This window comes from Halobacillus halophilus DSM 2266, assembly GCF_000284515.1.
GTDB classification, from domain to species: domain Bacteria; phylum Bacillota; class Bacilli; order Bacillales; family Halobacillaceae; genus Halobacillus; species Halobacillus halophilus.
In genome coordinates this window covers 462,842-484,640 of the sequence record NC_017668.1, presented here as the reverse complement: position 1 = coordinate 484,640, position 21,799 = coordinate 462,842, and the positions used below count along the sequence as shown (strand labels likewise).

Genomic DNA, 21,799 nt, shown 5'->3' with positions numbered 1-21,799 from the left:
CAGCTATGATACATATTATTCCTTCTCCCCCTTGAATAAAACGTTTTTCTTCAGGAAACAAGAACATCGAAAATGAACATAAAAAAAGACTGCTGATAATTTCTCGACAGTCTTAAAAACTTTTTGGAGATTTTTTACTTGTATTGATATTTATTTGAGTTTTCCAGAACTAAAAAATAGTTGAGAACAAACTGACGAACTTCCCATTCAGGTACTTCCTGATTACCGTCTGTAAATCCAGATGGACTATAAGAATAGTTTCCGAACTGGGATCGCTGCTCTTCCTTCATTTCCGCGATTACCTGGTTGGTTTTCTCCATATAACTCATGCTTATCATCCTTTTTAGAATCAGTATGGACAAATAGAAAAAGATTTATAAGGCATTTTATAGTTTGCTATGAATAGTAGTCTTTCAGGAACATATAGGTCTGCCCTGTTAAGGTAGAAAACTATCGATTTAAATTTTTAAGTTACGATATTCTACCAGGTAAATTCGGTGCTTCTTCGTATATCTTTGAGATTATTTCCCCACTCCATTTTAACCTTTTAAACCTTTCGGAAATATAGTCACTAACCGATTGAGCAGACTTGAAGAATCAAATTTTATATTCATATCTGCAAATACTTCCTGGTAGTGATCCAGCCACTGATCCAGGGATGTTTCTTTACCGAGACTTTCATCATCGACGAAATTCACGAGCGCAAGCCACGTAGGAATTTTCATTTTTTCATTCAATATATACAAGTAAGCTAAACGATTGGATAATTGATAGTACTGATTTAACCATGTATGCATCAAGGACTCTGACCCAAAACCAGCTTTTGTCTCTCTTATAGTTCGTTCGATCAGATCTACACTCTGGGAATCCGTTGCTTTTATTTTTGATCTCATTTCCTTTACATGAGCTTTTGCTTCTACTAACAATAACCCCTTCCTTCCATCCTTTCCACGGACCATTGCAATGCCATCCCACCTCGGACCTTGAGCAGGCCAATAATCCTTCATTTGAGATTTAGCTTTCTTCCAATCATCCTCTAGATCGAGAAATTCATTACGATACTCTTTATGATTTTCATTTTCCAATGGAGAATACCAAGTCATATCTTTACCTTTATCCATAAAAGAAATCAGTGATGGAGAACTCATTAGGATCATGTTATTAAGTTCACGCGAATAATGGTTAACGTACTCTTCAATTAAAAATTGACTGCCTTTTTTTGTCTCATTTTTAATTTTACATACACCTCACTAACTCGATTTTTGTTTCACACCTTCACGTTTTAAATATTCTCCAGAATTATGGAATTACCTTTATTAAGGAAATAAATTTAAGATATGCAATTGGTTATGACCTTTTCTCTTCGAGGGAAAACATGACATCCACAAGAATTCTGAGAAAATCCTAAAAAGGCAATCCACCACTTCAGTGAATTGCCTTTCCTGCAGCATTGGCATATTACAAGAACTGTATGGCTCCTTTGTCCCCCTTTTTCTTAGCCAGCCTCTTGCTTCCTCGGTAAGAATGTAACGAATGTTGCACTCGATTCAAACTAGTACTCCGTATTTAATCTCCTTCATCAATACTTTCTTCTAACTCATGAATATCACTCGTCAGTTCCTCTAACTTTCGTTCTAATGCTTTAACAAAAGCGACCTTTCCATTAAATGGATTATCTTCTCTCATAGTTCCACCCAATAGAAAATTCATTTGCTTCTCCATATCCGTTAAAAGAACCGCCTCCTCTTCTTTTTCTTTTTCTAAAGCTGCTTTTTGATCCTCATATTGATCTTGTATATTCGTGTTCGCATTTTGTAGACGTTCTATTTCAGCATACAATTGCTCCACTTTTGCTTGATCTTCCTCCTTTTGCTTGGACCAGGAGGATTTATGGTTTTCAAAGTCTTTGACCAGTTGTTTCTTTTCATTTATAGCGTTTTTCATCTCCGCCTGCTGTCTTCTATTTTCATCCTCATACACATTGATTTTACTTTGTAAATTTTCCGTTTCTTGCTCGTATTTTTTTTTCCATTGATTTTTTTGAGTCGTAACTTTTTCTATTTCCGTTTGCAAACCCTGTATCTCAATAGATTTATTTTCATTTTCCTGCTCCTGAAGGATAAGGGCGGCCTCTAAATTACTCACCTTAGACTTTAGAGATTCCTGGACCTCTTTAGATTGGGAAATCGTTTGATCGGCTTCTTTAAGTTTTTCTTCCATCTCTTGTTTAAATTCGGATAACGTTTTTCTTAACTGCACATTTTCTTGATCAGAAGAAGACTTCGCCTCTTTTGCCTTCTGAAAATCTTTCTTTACCTGTACATAACTGACATGAAGGAAGTTCTTATCTTTCTGTGACTGGGAAAACCTCCCACGCACTTCTCCAAGGTTTCCTTCCAATTCCTTAACTGTGTGAATCAAATCTCGTTTTTGATCTTTTAATTCCGAATTCTGCTCCTGCCAATCTTGTATTTCTTTTTGAAGCCTTTCCTCCTGCTTTTCTAAACGGGCCGTATGTTCTTCAAATCCCTGAATACGTTTTTTCAACTCTTCGTTGGCCGCCCGTGTATCTTCCATCTCCCGCTTAACTTCGGATAACGTTTTTCTTAACCATACGATTTCTTGATCAGAGACCGACTTCGCTTCTTTTGCCCTCTGAAATTCTTTCTTCACCTGTACATAACTGACATGAAGAAGGTTATTATCTTTCTGTGATTGCGATAACCTTACACGAACTTCTCCAAGACTTCCTTCCAATTCCTTAACTGTGTGATAGAGATCTCGCTTTTGCTCTTTTAATTCTGAATTTTTCTCCTGCCAATCTTGTATTTCTTTTTGGAGCCTTTCTTCTTGCTTTTCTAAACGAGCCGTGCGTTCTTCAAATCCCTGTAGACGTTTGCTCAATTCTCCCCTGACCACTGTTTCCTGATTCCGCCATTCTTCTATCTCCTGCAGGAGCACTGCGTTCTCGCTTTTTAACTTCTCCAGCTGAGAGTAATGATAATTATTTTGATAATCTTGGACTTTCTTTTTATATTTATCCAGTTCAGCCCTGTAATAGATGATCCTTTGCTGCAACTGAATCGGATCCTTTTTCACTACAAAGTCCCCCATTCAAAGTTAGGATTTCTCTTCTATCATTGTGAGCACTTCTTCAAACGCCAGTCTACTCTCTTCGGTCATTCGTTCGACTTCTTGTATGGCGGAACTAAAATCTTCTGGAGGTGAAGCTACTGCAGAAGGAACATATGAACTCCCATGGTTTCGGGACAAATAACTTAGTAGAAGCAAATTCAAGGTATGGTTCTCTAAAAATACAAAACTACTGTTTCCCTTATCGTTTTGTCTCACTTCGCTGAGTTGATTTTCCAATAACCCCTTCATCAATTGCTTCATTAATAATTCATGGTTATCCTGTTCAGTCATCCTGCTCCACCTCCTTCTTGGGCACGTCACCATTGAGATTGATAGAATTAAGGGCCGCTACACCATCCTTATTTTCCTCACTATACACAAAACCCGTAATGCTTCCTGCATAGTTGTCTTCCGCGGTCCATTTGACTTGAAAGTTATTAAAAGTAAGCGTTTGACCTGGAGGGATAGTGGATTGCTCTAACGGTTTTAACCAATACTCTCCTTTATTATTTCTTTCGTTCAACCGCTTCCAACCTCCCTGAGCACGACGCGGCATTTTTGACTCGTCGTACACAAATCGACCGGAAAAAGAGAAAGGTGCCCCTTCAGAAATCTTGATACAGATGTAAGGATGGTTTATTGGACTAGAAGATAAGTTTTTGATGTGAAAAGTTCCCAGGCATAAGTTCTCGTCGTCTGGAACGTGAGTGATGCTTAGGCTGTATGTAAAGTAGCAGATAAATGGTGTGGAAGTGGAAGGTGTAGAGTTTTGAAGTAGCTCTTTCATTCGATTCAAGTAATCCTGGGTTTGCTGGTGGTAAGAGCGAATCTTGGATGTCAGGTCATGGCTGTCGTTCATCGTTTCCACCCTTTCTAAAAAACAAAATAAAGAGATAGAAGTTCCTCTCTTTATCTTATGATTGGCTATTATTTATTATCACCATTGTTACTATTGCCCATTTGTACCACATAATGAAAAAGCGAGAAATCAAGATTGTTAAATCTGATTTCTCGCTCTCTTCATTGTGGAGGAAGTTTTACTCCACCTTCTCGTTGGCTGGAAACTTAAGCTTCTCCGTTACCGCCATTGAGGATAGGAAAAACAACAGGACATTGTGGCGGACGTACAGGACTAGGACAAGGAGTTGGTAATACATCTCTTGGCTCACAGAATTCAGCTAAGAATTCAACCGTTACAGGGAATGAAGATTGAATACTTTGGCAAAGTCTTACAGTGATCTGAGCATCAAATGTTGCTAGTTCGTCTGTATCTGTTCCATCATCGGTACAATCAAACGTACATACAAAGCAATCTGCATCTGAGTATGTTACATCCACATCTGTACCTTCTGGTGCGCACAATACCACTTGTTCACAGCGAGAGAATTCCAATTCCACTTCCTCAACAGTTCCATTGATCGGGATTGAGATTGTTACGGTGAAGTTCTTACGTAGGTTAACCACCTGAAGAATTGTTTCTACTCCATCAATAACGAATGTACGATTATTACGTTCCAGAATATCAACACTGTCCGGAGTAACCGTACAAGTTACATCCGCAGGGTCAAAATCAGCACATTCTACTCCATCTGGCAGATCAATGTCAGTCAAAGTAAGATCAAATGTTGCCTCGTTAATAACCCAATCGTACACCTTATCGACGTTAATACAGATTAATTCTTGCCCACCACTTAAATTGTTTGCTTGCATAGTTGCAAACACCTCCAAGGAAAATTATTGTTCTTGCATTCGTAGCATATGATTGCGATTGACATTTGGTACAGTACATTAGCGGAACTCTGGGTTAATTTTCATAATAAGTACTTGAGTAAAACTGTGCTTTCTCCATAGTTTATTACTCTTTAACTAAATGGTGACAAATGTCTAGAAAAAACTTTTTAAGCGAGTTAAAGCAACTGGCATTTAAATGAAGAGGAGCAGTCATTGAAGTGAAAAATAAAAAAAGAAGCAGCTTAGAGGAATTTACGTTCTTCCAAGCTGCTTCTTTTTCTTAAGGTCAGACTTTACATATTATATATTAACGAATAAATTAAAGATCCACTTTGATAAAGGTCAGTTTGCTGACAGACTAATTTTTTAATCTGAGCGCAATTCAAATAAATTGGCAGTTAATTCCCTGATATTAACATTAGATGATGAAGATTGTTCAATTTCATCCAGTTTACTAAAAAAATAAACAATTTCTTCTTTCCTCAAATAAGGGAATCGATACTTAATCTTATCCTTTTTTTCCGGTTTTAATGATGGGGGCTCCTGATCGAGGGGAGGACTTTTAACTTTAAGCTTGTTCAATAAGTGGATAATGTCTTTATAGGCGAATCCTTTTTTCACTCCCGCATAATATTCAGGTAGTGAAGTGGACCTAAGTCTTTCAGTAGTATGATCGCTGTTTTGGGTATCATAATAGCTATCAATAAATGAGAACAAGTCCTTCTCGGTTGATGCAATTAAACTTACTTCATTTGGTAAATCCACGTCATACTTGCCCGATTTAAAAGGCATATAGGAGATAACTGGTTTCCCGAGCAAAGCCGCTTCAATACCTGTGGTGCAGCCATTGTGTATGACCAACCTGGACGCGAGTATCCAGTGAATAACATTACCAGCTTGAATAATTTTGACATTTTCACAATTCGATAATGCCTTTCGATAGGACTGAACGTTCTCAGTCGGATGTGGTCTAATAATAATAGGTACGGATGGATATTTCTCGCTTATCCTTCTGATTAATGTGATGAAAGAATAATAAAGTTTTTTTATATAGAGAGACGAAGGGTTTGAAGTCCCCTTCTTCTTTCCTCGCCTATGATTATAAAGCGAAAACCTTGTATTAATTAAAATAAATTCTCCATGTTTCGTCCTGAGGGAGTTAGCTTTTTCTTCGTAAAGCCTCCTGAATTTTTCCTGTAATAAATCAAACCGAGGATTCCCTACTGCATAACATTTATCTTTCTCCCCAGGATACGCAGCACTAATTATGTTTTGCTGATACTCTCCCCAACAATATTCCTGTTCCACCAATCTCAATATCCCTTTATTCATCCTGTCTGATAAATAAGCCGTTTTATCAGGGATGATCAGACCTTCCTCATCTAACTCCACTAGAGTATGACCTAATCTCTTGGTGCTGGTAAGCATTCTTTTCCTAATACGCTCCGGATATCCTTTTGAAAAGAAAATACCTTTTGGGAAGTGGTGTAAAGCTGTCTCCACCGCCTTGTGTTCCCCTATAATCACCCGATAATTTTCCTTTACAGCATAATACGCAAGCAATAATTTCGCATCTAATTCCCTCGACTTTATTTCTATAGGCAAATAAAGAACGGTGTTCACTTTTTTCATTTTTAACATCTAAGTTCCTGCCTTTCCTGTAGTCTTTGTAAAAGGTTAGTGTTGGTTTTTTCATATAAAGACTTATTAAGCTAAAGGGCCGGTTAGTTGAAGACTCAGTTTCGAGATATTTTTATGAGAAGAAAGGTCCTGCGGGGGATGATTCGCTTTCCGCGGCCCTGCACGACGCAGGGTCGTTCGACGTTGCCACAGGACGTGGCGGTCTTAGTCGAACATCCCTTGTGCTGAGCCTCCTCGAGCTAAAGCTCTCCGTTACCTCACCTGTCATGTTCATCCCGTTCTTACACTTTTTTAATCTTAATCAAATATCAGAACATAAACGATATGGAGTGCTATCCAGCTCCAGCACCTAGCGTCTAGTGAGACTTCCCTCACTTCTGTACGATAAGGCAACATCGAATCGCTCCGCTCTTCGTGTTTTCTTTATCTCCGCCAGCTCAAGGCTAGTTTCGGTGCCTAGCCTCTCGAGGTCTTAAGTCCAACCATGATAGGAAGAAGAGCTCTTCCTTTCATGGTCGTTCTTAAGCTTGTCGAGGCTGAACAAGGCACCTCCACATTTGAACGTCCAGTCCATACGCCGCTAACCAAGGTGCTTCCGCTTTTAACCTAGGAGTCTTCGCCGTTCCCTTCCGCCCTTTGCGATCATGGAGCGCTCAAAATCCTTTACGTAAAGGCCTTGATATGAGGAAGAATAACCTATATGATCAACGCTTAGTACACCGCGTCTCTCCAGGGTATAAACGCCGCTATAGAAGCATTTAAGTCGATTTAAGTTTCCCACTTTTTTCTACTGGCAGGGTCCGTTCACATGAAATGGCCGGGGTGGCGGAGGAAACGACGAGACTCCCGCGGGAGAAGGAGCTAGGCGAGACCCCACAAGGAGTGGTAACGACTGAGGAGGCTTGCCAGTTCCCCCGCAGGAAAGCGAGTTGTTTCTGTAGCCGCCCTCATCCTTTCTTGGCAACGGACCCGAGTTATCTCGAAACTGAGTCTTCAAGTAATGGGACCTTAATTTTAATATCAACAGGAAACTTTTAGAGAGCCTTCCTGTAAGTGATTGTTTCATTCACCCATCCCCTAATACTAACAGGATCGTAAAAGCCGTTTATAAAATGTATTTTCTATTATTTCTACATAGTCATTCGTTTTGTTTGGGAGTTATTACCGGACTTTCCTAATATCCGTAGAATTATATTCTGTTCATGTGAAGCATATGATTGGTAGTAGCTGTATGATTCAATAGTCAGCTTTGTTGTTTTCCGCAATAGATACCGTTGTAACGATTTAATATTTCTCAAATAACATGTTATTGAACGGAAAAGAGTGAAGACGAAATGGATAAAAAAAAGTTCGATCCAGATGACCTGCAAGTCATTAAAGCAAAGATCGATTTATATAAAGCTACCATTGAATCCTTGAAAAAGGAGCACCTAGCTTATCAGGAAATCCTTTCTGAGCATGGTCATTACCAAAAGAAAAAGGAAGTGATACCTTTGAATAAGTTCCATAATAAAGATGAACATATGGAGAACGAATACTATGAAGAAGAGGAGTATATGGAGAGCGAGTATTATGATGAAGAAGAACATTTGGAGAGCGAGTATCAAGATGAAGATTATATGGAGAATGAACAATTAGAGGCGAATCATTACTTTACCGAACAGTTCGATTACCTTCATGGCTATCTAAATGAACTGGGTCAAGAACTCCTTTCTCTTAACAAAAAAATTGTCTTGATTCTGAAAAAACAGGATCAATTACTGAAAAACAATGGACTTAAGGAGATAAAAGAGGAAATTGCCAGCCTGAAGAAATCATTGCAACCGAAAGAAACCCCAGCTCCACCTGCCACCAAAGCACCACAAGGATTCAGCCAACTAAGAAATATGGTGCAGTCGAACAGTCATGTTTATGATCCGAACGAACAAAGTCGTTTCCAGGGACTTGGCAACTACCCCTCACCGCCTAGAAATTATCCTTCTAACCCAACACAACAAGGAACACCTAAAGGTCGCCGGCCGCTTTCCCCAAGCAAAAAAAGTAAAACAGTTAAATCAAATAAGTTAAACTCACCAAAACAACGCACCACTTCTAGCCCTAAGCCCCCCAAATCAGAAGGCACAACGATTAAACGAAAGGATGAGCCTGACGCCAACCTCCAAAAAGCAAGTGTGGAAATAAACCAACGACCTCCAGAATCAGCAGTTACCGACTTCACACAGGTACAGCAAGAAATACTAACGAATGCTCAAGTAAAAAATAAAAATATGTCCAGACCTAAGCTTTTAGAAACAGAGTCACCAAGCGTCGTAAAAACCGATTCCATTTCAAATGAAAAACCTATCTCCATAAAAGAAGATGTGACGGCACAGCCCACTCCTGTAAAAACAGAACCAGAAGGTGTTATTAATACAAACCCAACTCCCAATAAAGAACCTCTACCCGTGCAAGAAGAAGGGACGGCACAGCCCACTCCTGCAAAAGCAGAATCAGAAGGTGTTATTAATACAAACTCAACTCCCAATAAAGAACCTCTACCCGTGCAAGAAGAAGGGACGGCACAGCCCACTCCTGCAAAAGCAGAATCAGAAGGTGTTATTAATACAAACTCAACTCCCAATAAAGAACCTCTACCCGCACAAGAAGAAGGGACTATTGACTCCCCTGTTTCACAACCAGAAACAGTCCATGTTGAAAATGAAGGCATCGGCGGGAATCATCACCTACCTGTAAAGGAAGAAAAGGTTATCGAACCTTCTAGTCCAGAAACAAGGTTAATAAACGTTCCAAATGAAGAGTTAGAGGTCAATGAAAAGCCTATTATTGAAAATTTAGAGGAACCAAAAAAAAATAAAGAAATGAATCTAGAAGAAAAAAAAATCGAAAAGTCTTTTGAAGGAACTACTAAAAACGTAGAAACACAGAGGAAGCCGCCTGTGAACTCCTTTTTCTCCCTTTTTCAAAGAGGATGAAAGATATTCATTTTATGGTCCCTTTCACTATTTTCCAAGAAATGATCGCTCATTGTCACAGTTATCTACCTTTTGAGGGGTGCGGTTTATTGTCGGGAGTGGGAAATCAAGTTCGCCACATTTGGACTTTACACAACGAAGCAGAATCAAACAAAAGCTTTTATGTTAGTAAACAGCATGTGGAAGAGGCCATTAATCATGCTGTACGAAAGAATGACAGAATTTTAGCAGTCTTTCATTCTCATCCGACGACATCAGCCCTGCCTTCAAGCTATGACCTCTTACAACATGCTGACCCTGAAGTACACATGGTCATTGTTTCCTTCAAAAGAGAGACACCTGAGGTGAAGTGCTACCAAATAGTGAACAAACGACCGACGCTTATTCCAGTCTCTATATTAACTGACTGAAAGCCCTCTCCTTTCAAGGAAAAATGAATATTGTATTATTGAAAGGAGAGATGGTTAGTGAAGAGGAAAATAAAAACCACAACTACCCTTCCAAAAATGTCGCAAGACAAAGATGCCCCGGTCGTCATTAATACGAAAAACGGAAAGCGGACAGCGGCATACAAAAAGTCTGGCGGCTGCTGCGGAAAACGTCGTTACTCCCAATAAATTAGCGTCAATCCCCTTTAGGGACTGACGCTTTTAAATTAATATACGGAATAAGGATGAGGTTCTCAACACGAATCTGATCCTTTTTTAATCCATAAACGGGGAAAATTCCCTTTCAGATCTTCTATTTATCTTCTATTTCTTATGTCCTTACTACCCAAACAATCTTCTAAAATTTATTTCATGTATTATTCCATTCGGTACAACCTTCTCCACTAAGTCTGTTCTATGAGACTTTTAAGAAGACTCCAACTTTTTACAAAAATCTTCACTCTCTTGTATGGCCAGGCTTTATATATAACAACATAGACAGCACTCGACAATTACCATTTTATTCCCACGTATATTTCCTATAGATTGTTAGAAATGATGGATAGCAAAGGAGGTGGTTACTATGTTGTTAATGATTGTTCTAAGTTTCATCATACCTTGGCTGACCGCTGGGTACGTCTATAAGAGAGCTCCTAAGATTTTCTTTACCGTTGCCCCATTCGCTGCTTTAATCGCGTTGATACTGAACCAGCTCGGAATACAGACAAACCTCTGGACAATCCACACGTCTTCAAATGTGGGGATGTTAAATACAGTGTTTCTTGATTTAGGTATTTTTACGATATCAGCTGTATGGTTTACGTATTTTATGTACTATAAGGAAAAACAACCTGCATGGATCTACCCAATATTTGTTCTTGGAATGACTGGTGTTGAATTTACCGCTCTTTCTATTCATCTTTTGACTTATCATGAAAAATGGAGTATTTTCTATACTTTCCTGATGTACCTAGGTGGATTTATTACGATTCACCTGATTATTCGCAAGCTGGACAAACTTGAAGTCTACCCCTAAACCCCCCCTCTCTCGGTAACCAGCTACTGGTTGAGCTTTATCATGTACCTGGTGCCCCGCTTCATTTTTTATAAGTTCTTTATGGCACTTTCTTCTTCATAAACCAGCTGATCATCAGCAGATAGAGAAAAAGACAATCCACCATTCTGGTGAATTGTCTTTTCTATCGCCTTATCCAATTAAAGAGATTGTATCGCTTCCTTAATCGATTTCGTTCCGCCCACGACCTGGAATTCTTTACCAATTGTTGAATCATCTTCCAAAGTGGCTGCGATGACGTTTGCCACATCTTCTCGTGGGACTTCTCCTCTTTCTACTTTGGAAGCAGCTTCTACCTGGCCGGTTCCTTCATCATTCGTCAGCATACCAGGATGGATGATTGTATGATCCAATTCTGTGCCTCTCAACCATTCATCTGCGTAATGTTTCGCTGCAACGTATGGTGCAAAGGATGAAGGGGCACTCTGAATGGCTTCACGGGTTGTGTCAAACGAGCTGATCATCACATATCGTTTCACGCCAGCTGCTTTAGCTGCTTCGATCGTCTTCACAGCCCCGTCCAGGTCAATAAGAACGGTTTTGTCCGGACCAGTATGAGGTCCAGATCCTGCAGTAAATACGATCGCATCTACTCCTTCAGCTGCTTTCGCAATCGTTTCGATGTCATCCTCTAAATCAACGACTACTGTTTCTGCTCCTTTATCTTCAAAAAAGGACGCCTGTTCCTGCTTACGAATCATAGCTTTAGCTTCCAATTTGTCGCTTTCCTGAATAGTGGATACCAGGTGTTTACCAATTTGACCGTTTGCTCCAACAACAAGTACTTTCATCATTTCTTCATCCTTTCTAAGTTACAATCAGAATTCATTGCGTGATCCATATTATTATCGTAGATGAAAAAACAGGAAGATGTCTAGAAACTTGCCTTGACAAGTTGGTAACTGCGTCATGATTTGATAAAAAAAGATGACCTCTTTTTAACAGAGATCATCCTTTTCACGCGTTTTACTTTAAATTTCCCAAGATAGTTATTTCTCTTTTAATCGAACAGTTCACTTACTGAATGATCCGTTTGAACACGTACGATCGCATCTGCAAACAACGGGGCGACAGACAGTGATTTGATCTTGTCAATCTGCTTTTCTTCCGGTAAGAAAACAGTATTCGTGATGACCAGTTCCTTAATTGGCGAATCAGCAATTTTTTGAACGGCAGGTTCTGATAAAACCGCATGGGTTCCGCAGGCATAAATATCGTTAACTCCGCTTTCCACCAGAGCAGTCGCAGCCTGCACCACCGTTTCTGCTGTATCAATCATATCATCCACGATAATGGCCGTTTTCCCTTCAATGGATCCAACAACATTCATAACCTCATCCGCATTCGGTTCAGGTCTCCGCTTATCAATAAAAGCAATCGGGGTATCTAACAAGTTTGCCATCCTTCTGGCACGACTCAGGCCGCTAGTCGCTGGTGCTACCACCACGATGTCCTTCATATCTTTTTCTCTGTAGTATTGACCCAGAATAGATGTGCCAAGCAGCTGATCCACAGGGATGTTAAAGAAACCTTGAATTTGAGGCGCATGCATATCCATAGTAATGACTCTGGAGACCCCTGCCGATTCAAGTAAGTCAGCAATCAGTTTAGCTGTAATCGGCTCCCGCGCACGAGCCTTTCGATCCTGACGGGCATATCCATAATACGGAAGCACCACATTAATGGTCCTAGCTGAAGCTCTCTTCATTGCATCAATCATAATTAATAATTCCATCAAGTGTTCATTAACCGGCTGAGAGGTGGATTGAATAAGATAAATATCGTCCCCCCTCACACTTTCTTCAATATTAATTTGCACTTCACCATCACTAAAACGAACAACGGAGCTTTTTCCTATTGGTGTCTCTAATATCTCAGATATTTCCTGCGCTAAAGGTTCATTGGAGTTTAACGTAAATAGCTTCATTGCGGATTTTGAACTCATGTAAATCTCTCCCGAACATAAAATTTTTAACTCGTTTATGTAGCTGTCCACCCTTAAGGTAAAGAGGACATTTCTAGTTATTATTCTGTAAAGACATTTACGATATTATAACATATAGACACCGGTTCTTCAGATTTGAACCCTTCTAAGCGTTTTTTAACCGTAAGAGCTATAGAAATTAGATGAAAGGATTGGATTTACCTTCGTTATCATGACTGTAAAACACTATAGTAAGGCATTGCATAGAAAAAACACCTTCAAAGGAATACATAACCGCTTTAAAGGTGTTTCTGATCAATTGCACATGCGAGACTTTCCCTTACCTGTATTGTTTTCTTCTTACCCACATCGTTGCAGCCCACTTTTCACCGGAAGTGACCGGCGAACCGCCGTGGAGAGTCCGTTCATTGATGAGTGGATCGGAATAGAAATATTCAAAATAGACGGCCATGCCTTTATGAGGGGAGATGGACAAATTCATATGCGGAAAGTAGGTTTCTCCTCCCTCTTCCACATCGTTCAAGTATAGGACAAGCGTACTGATTCTTGGATTGTTAGCTGCTTTAGCCTTTGAACGGAAGTAGTCGTAATGGGCTTTATATTCCTGGCCTTGTTTATAATTTAAAATGTGAAGTCCTTCTCCATGTTCTACGGGTACATTCATGATTTGTGCCACACGTTTTTCTATTCGGTTCGTGAGATCATCTTCTGGCAGGAAGGTACTGCTGCTCGTTCGAATGTCGCTCACCTCGTGTTGTGATCCAATTTTTGATCGGTTCATTTTGTTTTTGGACAGAAAGATAAGCTCTTCACACTCTTCCTCACTCACCACATTACCCAGGATAGCGATCAAAGGATTGTCCATCTTAGCGATAATCGCTATTTCGCGATCTTCGGTAATAATTTTATGCCCCGTATGATCGAAAATGGAGGGTTCTTTCACTGGCATTGTCACTTTTCATCAACCTCTTCTAATAGTAATAGAACGCTTTCAAAATGATCTTTTCCACTACTTAAAAAAAATAGTCTACAAAGAATATATTACCATTTAATTACTGTTATTTCCTTATATTTCATAAAAATTATCTTATTGTTCACAATTATAAAGGACACCCAATCTTAGGTAACGGTTCCTAATGGGAGGTTCTGGACAAGGGTGTATCTTAGGGTGGAATCTGCGGCTTCCGGATTCCGCTTAGAATTGGTGGAAACATGTACAGGACCATAATTTTACTTCTTCCATCCCCCACCATAACCCCCGTTTTGCTGATCACTATTAAGGGAATCGGTGGAAATGTGTTTATAAGGAGTTATCTTTTCAGCCCGTTCATTAAACACTCTCCCGAACAGGGCGAAAATTTAACGTACTTACTTTTTTTATGAGATAACTGTTTTTAAGACGGCTTTTTCTCGAATGGTACTAATTTCAATTATCGTAAGTCATTGATAATCCAGGCTATAACTAAACCCATGTATAAACCTATAGCCAATCATAATCACTATCTAGTGCTATTTGGAGAAAACCTCTTAACCCTTTTGCCTAGACAGTCACTTATGTCTTTGTTATAGGTAGAGTATAAGGAATTATTTAGTTCTTAACAGGTGGTTTAACTCCATCTGCCCAACCAATCGCGAACTGATTTTTCGACGGAATTATGGATGTGTTGACAAAAAACGCATTCTATATAATAATAGTTACTGGATTAGAATTATTATAAAAAACTGCTTAACAGAAGCAGAAATCTTATCACAAATATAGGAGGAATTCTACTATGGCTCTAATCGGAAAAGAAGTACAACCATTTCAGGCAAAAGCATTCAAAGACGGTGAAGACTTTATTGATGTAACGGAACAGGATTTCAAAGGTCAGTGGAGCGTTGTTTGCTTCTATCCAGCAGACTTTTCTTTCGTTTGCCCAACTGAACTTGAAGACCTTCAAAATAACTATGAAACTTTGAAAGACCTTGGTGTGGAAGTATACTCTGTTTCTACAGATACTCACTTCGTACACAAAGGCTGGCACGATAGCTCTGAAAAAATTAACAAAATCAAATACCCAATGATCGGAGATCCATCCCAACAGCTTTCCCGTCAATTTGACGTGCTGAATGAAGAAGATGGGCTGGCTGAACGTGGTACATTCGTTATTGATCCGGATGGCGTTATCCAAACCGTAGAAATTAACGCAGGCGGAATCGGCCGCGATGCAGATAATCTTGTAGGTAAAATCAAAGCCGCTCAATATGTACGAAACAATCCTGGCGAAGTTTGCCCGGCTAAATGGGAAGAAGGCGAAGAAACCCTTACGCCAAGCCTTGATCTAGTTGGCAAAATTTAAGGAGTGAAATAAATGGTTCTAGATGCACAAATAAAAGCACAATTAGAAGAATATCTAAAGCTTTTAGAAGGTGACATCGAACTGAAAGTCAGCGCGGGAGACGATGATGTCTCCCGCGACATGCTGGCTCTCACCGATGAGCTTGCCTCCATGTCACCGAAAATTACCGTTACAAATGCAGAACTTAAACGCACACCCAGCTTCAGCGTAAACCGTCCTCAAGAGGAAACAGGAATTACCTTTGCCGGTGTTCCGCTTGGTCATGAATTCACATCGTTAGTGCTTGCTTTACTTCAAGTAAGCGGAAGACCTCCAAAAATTGATGATACAATGGTGGAACAAATTAAAAACATCAGCGGAGAATATAAATTTGAGACTTATGTAAGCTTAAGCTGTCATAACTGCCCTGATGTGGTACAGGCTCTAAATATTATGAGCGTAATAAACCCTGGCATCACTCATACCATGATTGATGGCGCTGCTTTCAAAGAAGAAGCAGAAGAAAATAATGTAATGGCAGTTCCAGCGGTTTATCTTGATGGAGAATTCTTCAGCGGCGGACGTATAACTCTTGAAGAAATCGTTGCAAAAATCAGTGACGGTCCATCTCCAGAAGAATTTACAAACCGTGACCCATACGATGTGTTAGTTGTCGGCGGTGGCCCTGCAGGTGCCAGTGCTGCTATTTATGCTGCACGTAAAGGAATCCGCACGGGAGTTGTGGCCGAGCGCTTCGGCGGTCAGGTCCTTGATACCATGACCATCGAGAACTTTATCAGTGTCAAAAATACAGAAGGACCGAAATTCGCAGCAAGCCTTGAAGAACACGTGAAAGACTATGATATCGATATCATGAACCTTCAACGTGTCAAAGGTTTGGAAAAGAATGACGGCATGTTCGAAATTGAACTTGATAATGGTGGTGTTCTGAAGAGTAAGAGTGCCATTATCTCTACAGGTGCACGCTGGCGCCAAATCGGCGTGCCAGGTGAAGAAGAGTTCAAGAACAAAGGTGTAGCCTACTGCCCTCACTGTGACGGTCCATTGTTCGAAGGCAAAGACGTAGCGGTCATCGGCGGCGGAAACTCCGGCGTTGAAGCAGCTATCGACCTTGCCGGTATTGTTCAAAACGTTACTGTACTTGAATTTGCCGACGAGCTGAAAGCGGATGAGGTTCTCCAAGAACGACTAAATAGTCTTCCAAACGTTAATGTGAAGACAAATGCTCAAACTACAGAAATCACCGGTGACGAAAACGTAAATGGTATTACGTATATCGATCGTGAATCTGGTGAAGAACAGCACATTGCCCTTCAGGGTGTCTTCGTTCAAATTGGTCTTGTCCCAAATACAGAATGGTTAGACGCAGACGTAGAAACCAACCGCATTGGTGAAATCATCACCAATAAGCAAGGTTCTACGAATCTACCTGGTCTGTTTGCAGCCGGTGACGTAACCGACTGTCCAAACAATCAGATTATTATTTCTATGGGCGATGGTGCAAATGCCTCTCTTGGTGCATTTGATTACTTGATTAGAAACTAATAGTAGAAAAAACTTTCTTCTTTTAATACAGATAAAAAACTCCGGAAATAGGGTTGAATATAATCCTGTTTTTCGGAGTTTTTTGTCTTTAAGAGTGAAAATTAATCGTGTGGATCTTACAGTATAGCTCCCATTACTTGAAGACTCAGTTTCGAGACTTTTGAGAGAATTAGGTCCGGAGGGGGACGATTTCGCTTTCCGTGGGCATGTGGTAAGCTTCCTCGGGCTTCACAGCCCTGCGGGATCTTACCGATCATGTTCATCCCACAGGAGTCTACATCGTCCCCCTCCGGACCTGGCCGAATCAGAAACTCGAAACCACTAAATCCCCTGTCTGCTTGGTGAGAATAAGCATGGGATAAGGAGTGTATTTTCATGCTAGAACGATGTAAAAAAGCTTGTCATAGAAGCAATCAAGGCCTATTTAGAAGGAGAGCATTCACTTTTATGGAAGGGTCCGTTATTCTCACTCAGCTGGGTTGGTGGGGAAATGGCGAGACTCCCATGGGAGAAGGAACTAGGTGAGATCCCGCAGGGAGTGAAACGAGCGAGGAAGCTCACCGTTCCCCCATAGGAAAGCGAGTTATTTCCCCACCAACCCTTTTCCATAACAACATAACGGATCCAAATTATCTCGAAGCTGAGTCTTCCACAATCCGGCCCTTTAGCTTAATAAGCCTATAAGGAAAAAAGAAAAGGCCTTCTATCTAAAAGGTTTGCTTCATAAACAAACTCTTTTTGATAGAGGCCTTCTCACAAGAAGCGTTATTTAGTTACTGTACCTGCTTCAGCTGGATGCTCACCATGACGATAGTAGTCAGCATCAATGGCATCAAGTGTTTTACGCCCAAGGATAAGATCCGCTGCCTTTTCTGCCAGCATCAATACAGGAGCATGGATATTTCCGTTTGTTACATAAGGCATGGCAGATGCGTCCGCCACTCGTACATTGTCGAGTCCGTGAACCTTCATTGAGTTAGGGTCAACCACTGCCATCGGGTCTGATTCAGGTCCCATCTTAGCTGTACAAGACGGGTGAAGCGCCGTCTCAGCGTCTTCCCTTACCCAATTCAAAATCTCTTCCTCGGTTTGAACCGTAGGACCAGGTGAAATTTCTCCAGCATTGTAAGGTCTCATAGCAGGTTGAGACATAATTTCACGAGTGATGCGGATCGCTTCTACCCACTCACGTTTATCTTGTTCAGTAGACAGGTAGTTGTACACCATGCTTGGGTGCTCTTTCGGATCTTTCGACTTAATCTTCAAGGACCCACGTGCATCTGAATACATAGGTCCGATGTGGACTTGGAATCCGTGATCGGTTGGTGCTTTTTGTCCATCGTAACGTACCGCTACCGGAAGGAAGTGGAACATCAAGTTCGGATAGTCAACGTCTTCATTTGAACGGACAAATCCTCCCCCTTCGAAATGATTCGTTGCAGCAGGTCCTGTACGTCCAAGCATCCACTGTAAGCCGATCCAAGGCATGCGTCTCTTCTGCAGGTTAGGCTGTTCGGAAACCGGAACCGGGCACGCATGTTGCACATATACTTCAAGGTGATCTTGAAGGTTTTCCCCTACTCCCGGTAGATCGACAACTGGCTCAATGCCAAGGGAGCGAAGGTGCTTCGCATCACCAACACCAGAGAGTTGAAGCAACTGTGGCGTGTTGATCGCCCCACCTGAAAGAATAATTTCTCCGGCTTGTACTTGATGCATTTTTCCGTTTCGTTTATACGTTAATCCTTTAGCTTTCGTCCCATCGAAGTCAATGTTTGTAACAAAAGCACGTGTCTTAACTGTTAGGTTCTCACGGTCCATTACAGGGTGCAAGTAAGCACGGGAGGCAGACAGACGCTGCCCTTTGTACACGTGTTTATCAAATGGTCCGAAACCTTCCTGACGAAATCCGTTTACATCAGGGGTTCTGTTATACCCAGCCTGTACACCTGATTCAAAGAAAGCTTCGAACAAAGGATTTTTAGCTGGACCGCGTTCCAGTTTGATTGGACCATCGTTACCGCGAAGTTCATCATTCGGCGATTCAAGCGCATTCTCTAGACGCTTGAAATAAGGAAGACAATGCTTCCAATCCCAACTTTCCATCCCTTCATCGGCTCCCCAGCGTTCATAATCTTTTGGATTTCCGCGTTGATAGATCATACCGTTAATGGAACTGGAACCTCCAAGTACTTTTCCGCGCGCATGCGGGATTCGACGCCCATTCATATACGGCTCAGGATCTGATTCGTACTGCCAGTCATAAAGGTTCTTCCCTGAAGGGAACGGCAATGCTGCCGGCATTTGAATGAGTAAATCCCATGAATAGTCACTGCGTCCAGCCTCTAGAACAAGTACACTTTTTTTACCATCTTCACTTAAACGGTTACCGAGTACCGAACCCGCACTACCGCCACCCACAATTACATAATCATATGATTCAATCATAGCCATTTTGTGTTCCTCCTTAGATGTTGTGATTCGAAAAAAGTACAAGCAAGATAAAATCCTTGCTTAGCAGCCCTTCATCATTTATGGAATTCAATTGATTGATCGTTATCATCCATAAACCTGGGGAGAGACTTAGGCCTCCCCCTTAAAGATTGCTAGATAAATAGCTTAAAACCAGTTGATCGGTTCAGGTTTAAGGTTTTGGAATATATGCTTTGTCTCTGTATATTCTTCAATCCCTAATTTGCCTAGTTCACGCCCAATGCCAGATTGCTTAAATCCACCCCATGGTGCATGTGGAAAATAAAGGTTAAATTCATTAATCCAAACCGTTCCCATCCGCATCTTCGCTGCACAGCGTTCCGCTTTTGCAATGTCGTTTGTAAAGACGCCGCCGGCAAGACCGTAGATGGAGTCATTGGCAAGCTTTACGGCTTCTTCTTCTGCAGAGAACTTCTCAACCGTAATGACTGGACCAAAACCTTCATCCTGTACGACGCTCATCTCTGTTGTGCAGTCTGTAAAGATCGTAGGCAAGAAGAAGAATCCGCTCTGTAATTCTGGATCTTCCGGGCGTTTACCGCCTACGGCTAATGTAGCTCCTTCTCTAACACCTGCTTGAACATATTCTTCTACTTTCGCAAGATGTTCCGCTGAAATGAGTGGCCCCATTTGGGTGTCTTCGTCAAATCCGCTGCCCAGCTTGAATTTTTTCACTCGCTCCACAAGGGCGTTGACGAATTCATCGTGAATTCTTTCTTCTACAATCAGTCTTGTACCAGCGGAGCAAATCTGTCCTGCGTGGAAAAATACTCCGTTTAACGCCTGGTCGACAGCTAATTCAAAGTCAGCATCCGCGAAGATAACATTCGGGTTCTTTCCGCCGAGCTCAAGCGCGAGCTTCTTCACATTTCCACTAGCCGCCTGCATAATTTTCTTCCCTGTCGCAATGCCACCTGTGAAAGAAATAAGATCTACATCTGTACTGCTGGACAACTCAGCACCAATCGTATTGCCTGCACCAAGAACAAGGTTAGCCACACCAGCAGGTACGCCAGCTTCTTCCATCAATTCGAAGACTTTAATAGTAGTAAGTGGTGTAATTTCGCTCGGCTTCATAATTAAGGTGTTTCCTGTCGCAAGAGCAGGGGCCAGTTTCCAGGACGCTTGCAGTAACGGATAATTCCAAGGTGTAATCTGTCCACAAACTCCAACTGGTTCGTGTACCACTTTGCTGCTTGAGTTCGGTACAGGAGAATCAATCAGTTCTCCTCCATCCTTATCTGCAATCTCCCCGTAATAGCGAAAAACTCCAGCGATATCTTCCATGTCTCCACGGCTTTCTTCTACTGTCTTACCAGTATCCAACGATTCTAAGTGCGCCAATTCTTCTTTATCTCTTTCAATCAAACTGGCAATTTTATTTACGATCGTCCCACGTTCCGTTGCTGGGGTAGAAGCCCATTCTCCGTTATCAAATGCTTCTCTTGCTGCAGAGATGGCTGCTTTAGCATCTGATTCATCACCTTCTGGAACCGTAGCAATCATTTCCTGATTAAATGGATTAATAATGGTGCGCGTATTTCCTGAGTTCGCGTCCACCCATTTGCCATTGATGTATTGTTGTAGTTTTAGATCCATATCTATCAACTCCAATTCTGAAGTATATTAATTTTATTAAAAATTTATTTAACAAATTAAACATTAACACGTCTTTTAAATGCTGTCAAAACTATTTAGAATCTAAAGTACAGGAAGAAATGGAGTGAACTATAATGCTTATGATTACTAAGGTGTCGGAGTTTCATCAGATCCAGAAATCAGATTCTTATTTGACATTTCAACTGAACACGTTAATATAAGGCTTGTGAATAAGATTTGATAAAAATTTAACACAGTTTACTTTATATTGAAGGAGCGACCTTATGAGTGACACTGAAAGATCAAGCATTAAAATGGAAGAAGCGAAGGATAAAGTTATTGGTGCCATTGCAGAGACAATGGATTTATATGGAGTGACACCAGCTGCTGCAAACTTATATGCGACGATGTACTTCAAAGATCAGATGACACTTGATGAAATGCGTACCGAACTTGGAATGAGTAAACCGAGTATGAGTACAAGCGTCCGCAGGCTCCAAGAAATAGATATGGTGAAAAAAACATTCACCCGAGGTTCCAGGAAACATACGTATGCAGCTGAGAAAAATTTCTTCCGATCCTTTATGTCGTTTTATTGTCAGATGTGGGAACGTGAAGCGAAAATGAATTTAGAAGCCATTACGGAAGCTCAAGAGGATTTTATTAATGTTATAAAAGATTCTGCCAGCACACCTGAAATTGTTGCAGAAGCAAAAAAATACTATGACCAATTAGAGGAATCTAAAACATACTACCATTGGTTAGAGGACTTAGTTGAAAGTATAAGAAGCGGTAAGATTTTCGAGTTCTTACCGAAAGATCCACAAGATTAAAGTGCCAAGAAGTGATCAGACAGTCTATAGAAAACATTTACAGCCTGCCTTGTCACAGGGTTA

Annotated in this window: 19 protein-coding genes; 7 read left to right on the top strand and 12 right to left on the bottom strand. The window is 40.9% G+C overall.

Translation table 11 applies throughout. The features are described 5' to 3' along the window. Window positions 1–134: 134 nt before the first annotated feature. The 7 genes from HBHAL_RS02480 to HBHAL_RS02450 form a co-directional block, all read right to left on the bottom strand. Complete coding sequence (locus HBHAL_RS02480) at window positions 135–329, bottom strand: hypothetical protein (protein WP_014641747.1); 195 nt, start codon at window positions 327–329, stop codon at window positions 135–137. Window positions 330–539: 210 nt separating this feature from the next. Beyond that, window positions 540–1,103 carry a hypothetical protein gene (locus HBHAL_RS02475; RefSeq protein ID WP_158512339.1) on the bottom strand — a complete coding sequence of 188 codons (564 nt, stop codon included), beginning with the start codon at window positions 1,101–1,103 and terminating at the stop codon, window positions 540–542. Window positions 1,104–1,566: 463 nt separating this feature from the next. Further along, complete coding sequence (locus HBHAL_RS02470; RefSeq protein WP_145955973.1) at window positions 1,567–3,114, bottom strand: coiled-coil domain-containing protein; 1,548 nt, start codon at window positions 3,112–3,114, stop codon at window positions 1,567–1,569. A gap of 6 nt (window positions 3,115–3,120) precedes the next feature. Beyond that, window positions 3,121–3,426, bottom strand: a complete 306-nt coding sequence (locus HBHAL_RS02465; protein ID WP_014641744.1) for a hypothetical protein — start codon at window positions 3,424–3,426, stop codon at window positions 3,121–3,123. Next, window positions 3,419–4,003: a hypothetical protein gene (locus HBHAL_RS21065; RefSeq protein WP_014641743.1), complete on the bottom strand. Its 585-nt coding sequence runs from the start codon at window positions 4,001–4,003 to the stop codon at window positions 3,419–3,421. The genes HBHAL_RS02465 and HBHAL_RS21065 overlap by 8 nt, the downstream gene beginning before the upstream one ends. A 197-nt stretch (window positions 4,004–4,200) precedes the next feature. Further along, the gene (locus HBHAL_RS02455; protein WP_014641742.1) at window positions 4,201–4,845 is read right to left on the bottom strand and encodes a BMQ_0737 family morphogenetic spore coat protein; all 645 of its coding nucleotides are present in this window, start codon (window positions 4,843–4,845) and stop codon (window positions 4,201–4,203) included. A 387-nt stretch (window positions 4,846–5,232) separates the two neighbouring features. Further along, window positions 5,233–6,507, bottom strand: coding sequence for a surface carbohydrate biosynthesis protein (locus HBHAL_RS02450; protein ID WP_014641741.1), 1,275 nt, complete (start codon window positions 6,505–6,507; stop codon window positions 5,233–5,235). Between the two features lie 1,334 nt (window positions 6,508–7,841). Between HBHAL_RS02450 and HBHAL_RS02445 the strand changes: the two genes are divergently transcribed. The 4 genes from HBHAL_RS02445 (at window position 7,842) to HBHAL_RS02435 (ending at window position 10,943) form a co-directional block, all read left to right on the top strand. Beyond that, entirely contained in the window at window positions 7,842–9,479 is a 1,638-nt protein-coding gene (locus tag HBHAL_RS02445; RefSeq protein ID WP_014641739.1) for a hypothetical protein, read from the top strand. After that, window positions 9,476–9,889, top strand: coding sequence for a Mov34/MPN/PAD-1 family protein (locus HBHAL_RS02440; RefSeq protein WP_014641738.1), 414 nt, complete (start codon window positions 9,476–9,478; stop codon window positions 9,887–9,889). The genes HBHAL_RS02445 and HBHAL_RS02440 overlap by 4 nt, the downstream gene beginning before the upstream one ends. Window positions 9,890–9,946: 57 nt before the next feature. Next, window positions 9,947–10,096: a hypothetical protein gene (locus HBHAL_RS21310; RefSeq protein WP_158512337.1), complete on the top strand. Its 150-nt coding sequence runs from the start codon at window positions 9,947–9,949 to the stop codon at window positions 10,094–10,096. A gap of 394 nt (window positions 10,097–10,490) precedes the next feature. Next, window positions 10,491–10,943 (top strand): hypothetical protein, encoded by a 453-nt coding sequence (locus tag HBHAL_RS02435; protein ID WP_041601164.1) that lies wholly within the window; start codon window positions 10,491–10,493, stop codon window positions 10,941–10,943. Window positions 10,944–11,122: 179 nt separating this feature from the next. On the opposite strand, the gene HBHAL_RS02430 is transcribed toward HBHAL_RS02435, so the two are convergent. The 3 genes from HBHAL_RS02430 to HBHAL_RS02420 all read right to left on the bottom strand — a co-directional run bounded on the left by HBHAL_RS02430 (window position 11,123) and on the right by HBHAL_RS02420 (window position 13,876). After that, on the bottom strand, window positions 11,123–11,776 hold the full coding sequence (locus HBHAL_RS02430) for an SDR family oxidoreductase (RefSeq protein WP_014641734.1): 654 nt from the start codon (window positions 11,774–11,776) through the stop codon (window positions 11,123–11,125). A 206-nt stretch (window positions 11,777–11,982) separates the two neighbouring features. Beyond that, the gene (locus HBHAL_RS02425; protein ID WP_014641733.1) at window positions 11,983–12,927 is read right to left on the bottom strand and encodes a ribose-phosphate diphosphokinase; all 945 of its coding nucleotides are present in this window, start codon (window positions 12,925–12,927) and stop codon (window positions 11,983–11,985) included. 319 nt (window positions 12,928–13,246) lie between these two features. Then, window positions 13,247–13,876: a 2OG-Fe(II) oxygenase gene (locus HBHAL_RS02420; RefSeq protein ID WP_041601518.1), complete on the bottom strand. Its 630-nt coding sequence runs from the start codon at window positions 13,874–13,876 to the stop codon at window positions 13,247–13,249. Window positions 13,877–14,699: 823 nt separating this feature from the next. Here HBHAL_RS02420 and ahpC point away from each other — a divergent pair. Further along, window positions 14,700–15,266, top strand: a complete 567-nt coding sequence (gene ahpC, locus HBHAL_RS02415; protein WP_014641731.1) for an alkyl hydroperoxide reductase subunit C — start codon at window positions 14,700–14,702, stop codon at window positions 15,264–15,266. A 12-nt stretch (window positions 15,267–15,278) separates the two neighbouring features. Beyond that, window positions 15,279–16,811 (top strand): alkyl hydroperoxide reductase subunit F, encoded by a 1,533-nt coding sequence (gene ahpF, locus HBHAL_RS02410; RefSeq protein WP_014641730.1) that lies wholly within the window; start codon window positions 15,279–15,281, stop codon window positions 16,809–16,811. A 765-nt stretch (window positions 16,812–17,576) separates the two neighbouring features. Here ahpF and betA read toward each other — a convergent pair. Together betA and betB are read right to left on the bottom strand one after the other, a co-directional pair. After that, window positions 17,577–19,259: a choline dehydrogenase gene (gene betA, locus HBHAL_RS02405; RefSeq protein WP_041601517.1), complete on the bottom strand. Its 1,683-nt coding sequence runs from the start codon at window positions 19,257–19,259 to the stop codon at window positions 17,577–17,579. A gap of 171 nt (window positions 19,260–19,430) precedes the next feature. Beyond that, window positions 19,431–20,903, bottom strand: coding sequence for a betaine-aldehyde dehydrogenase (gene betB / locus HBHAL_RS02400; protein WP_014641727.1), 1,473 nt, complete (start codon window positions 20,901–20,903; stop codon window positions 19,431–19,433). A gap of 284 nt (window positions 20,904–21,187) precedes the next feature. On the opposite strand from betB, the gene cudC reads away from it, so the two are divergent. Beyond that, a complete protein-coding gene (gene cudC, locus HBHAL_RS02395) occupies window positions 21,188–21,736 on the top strand; it encodes a choline uptake/conversion transcriptional regulator CudC (RefSeq protein WP_014641726.1) in 549 nt (182 codons plus the stop codon). The last annotated feature ends 63 nt before the right edge of the window (window positions 21,737–21,799 follow it).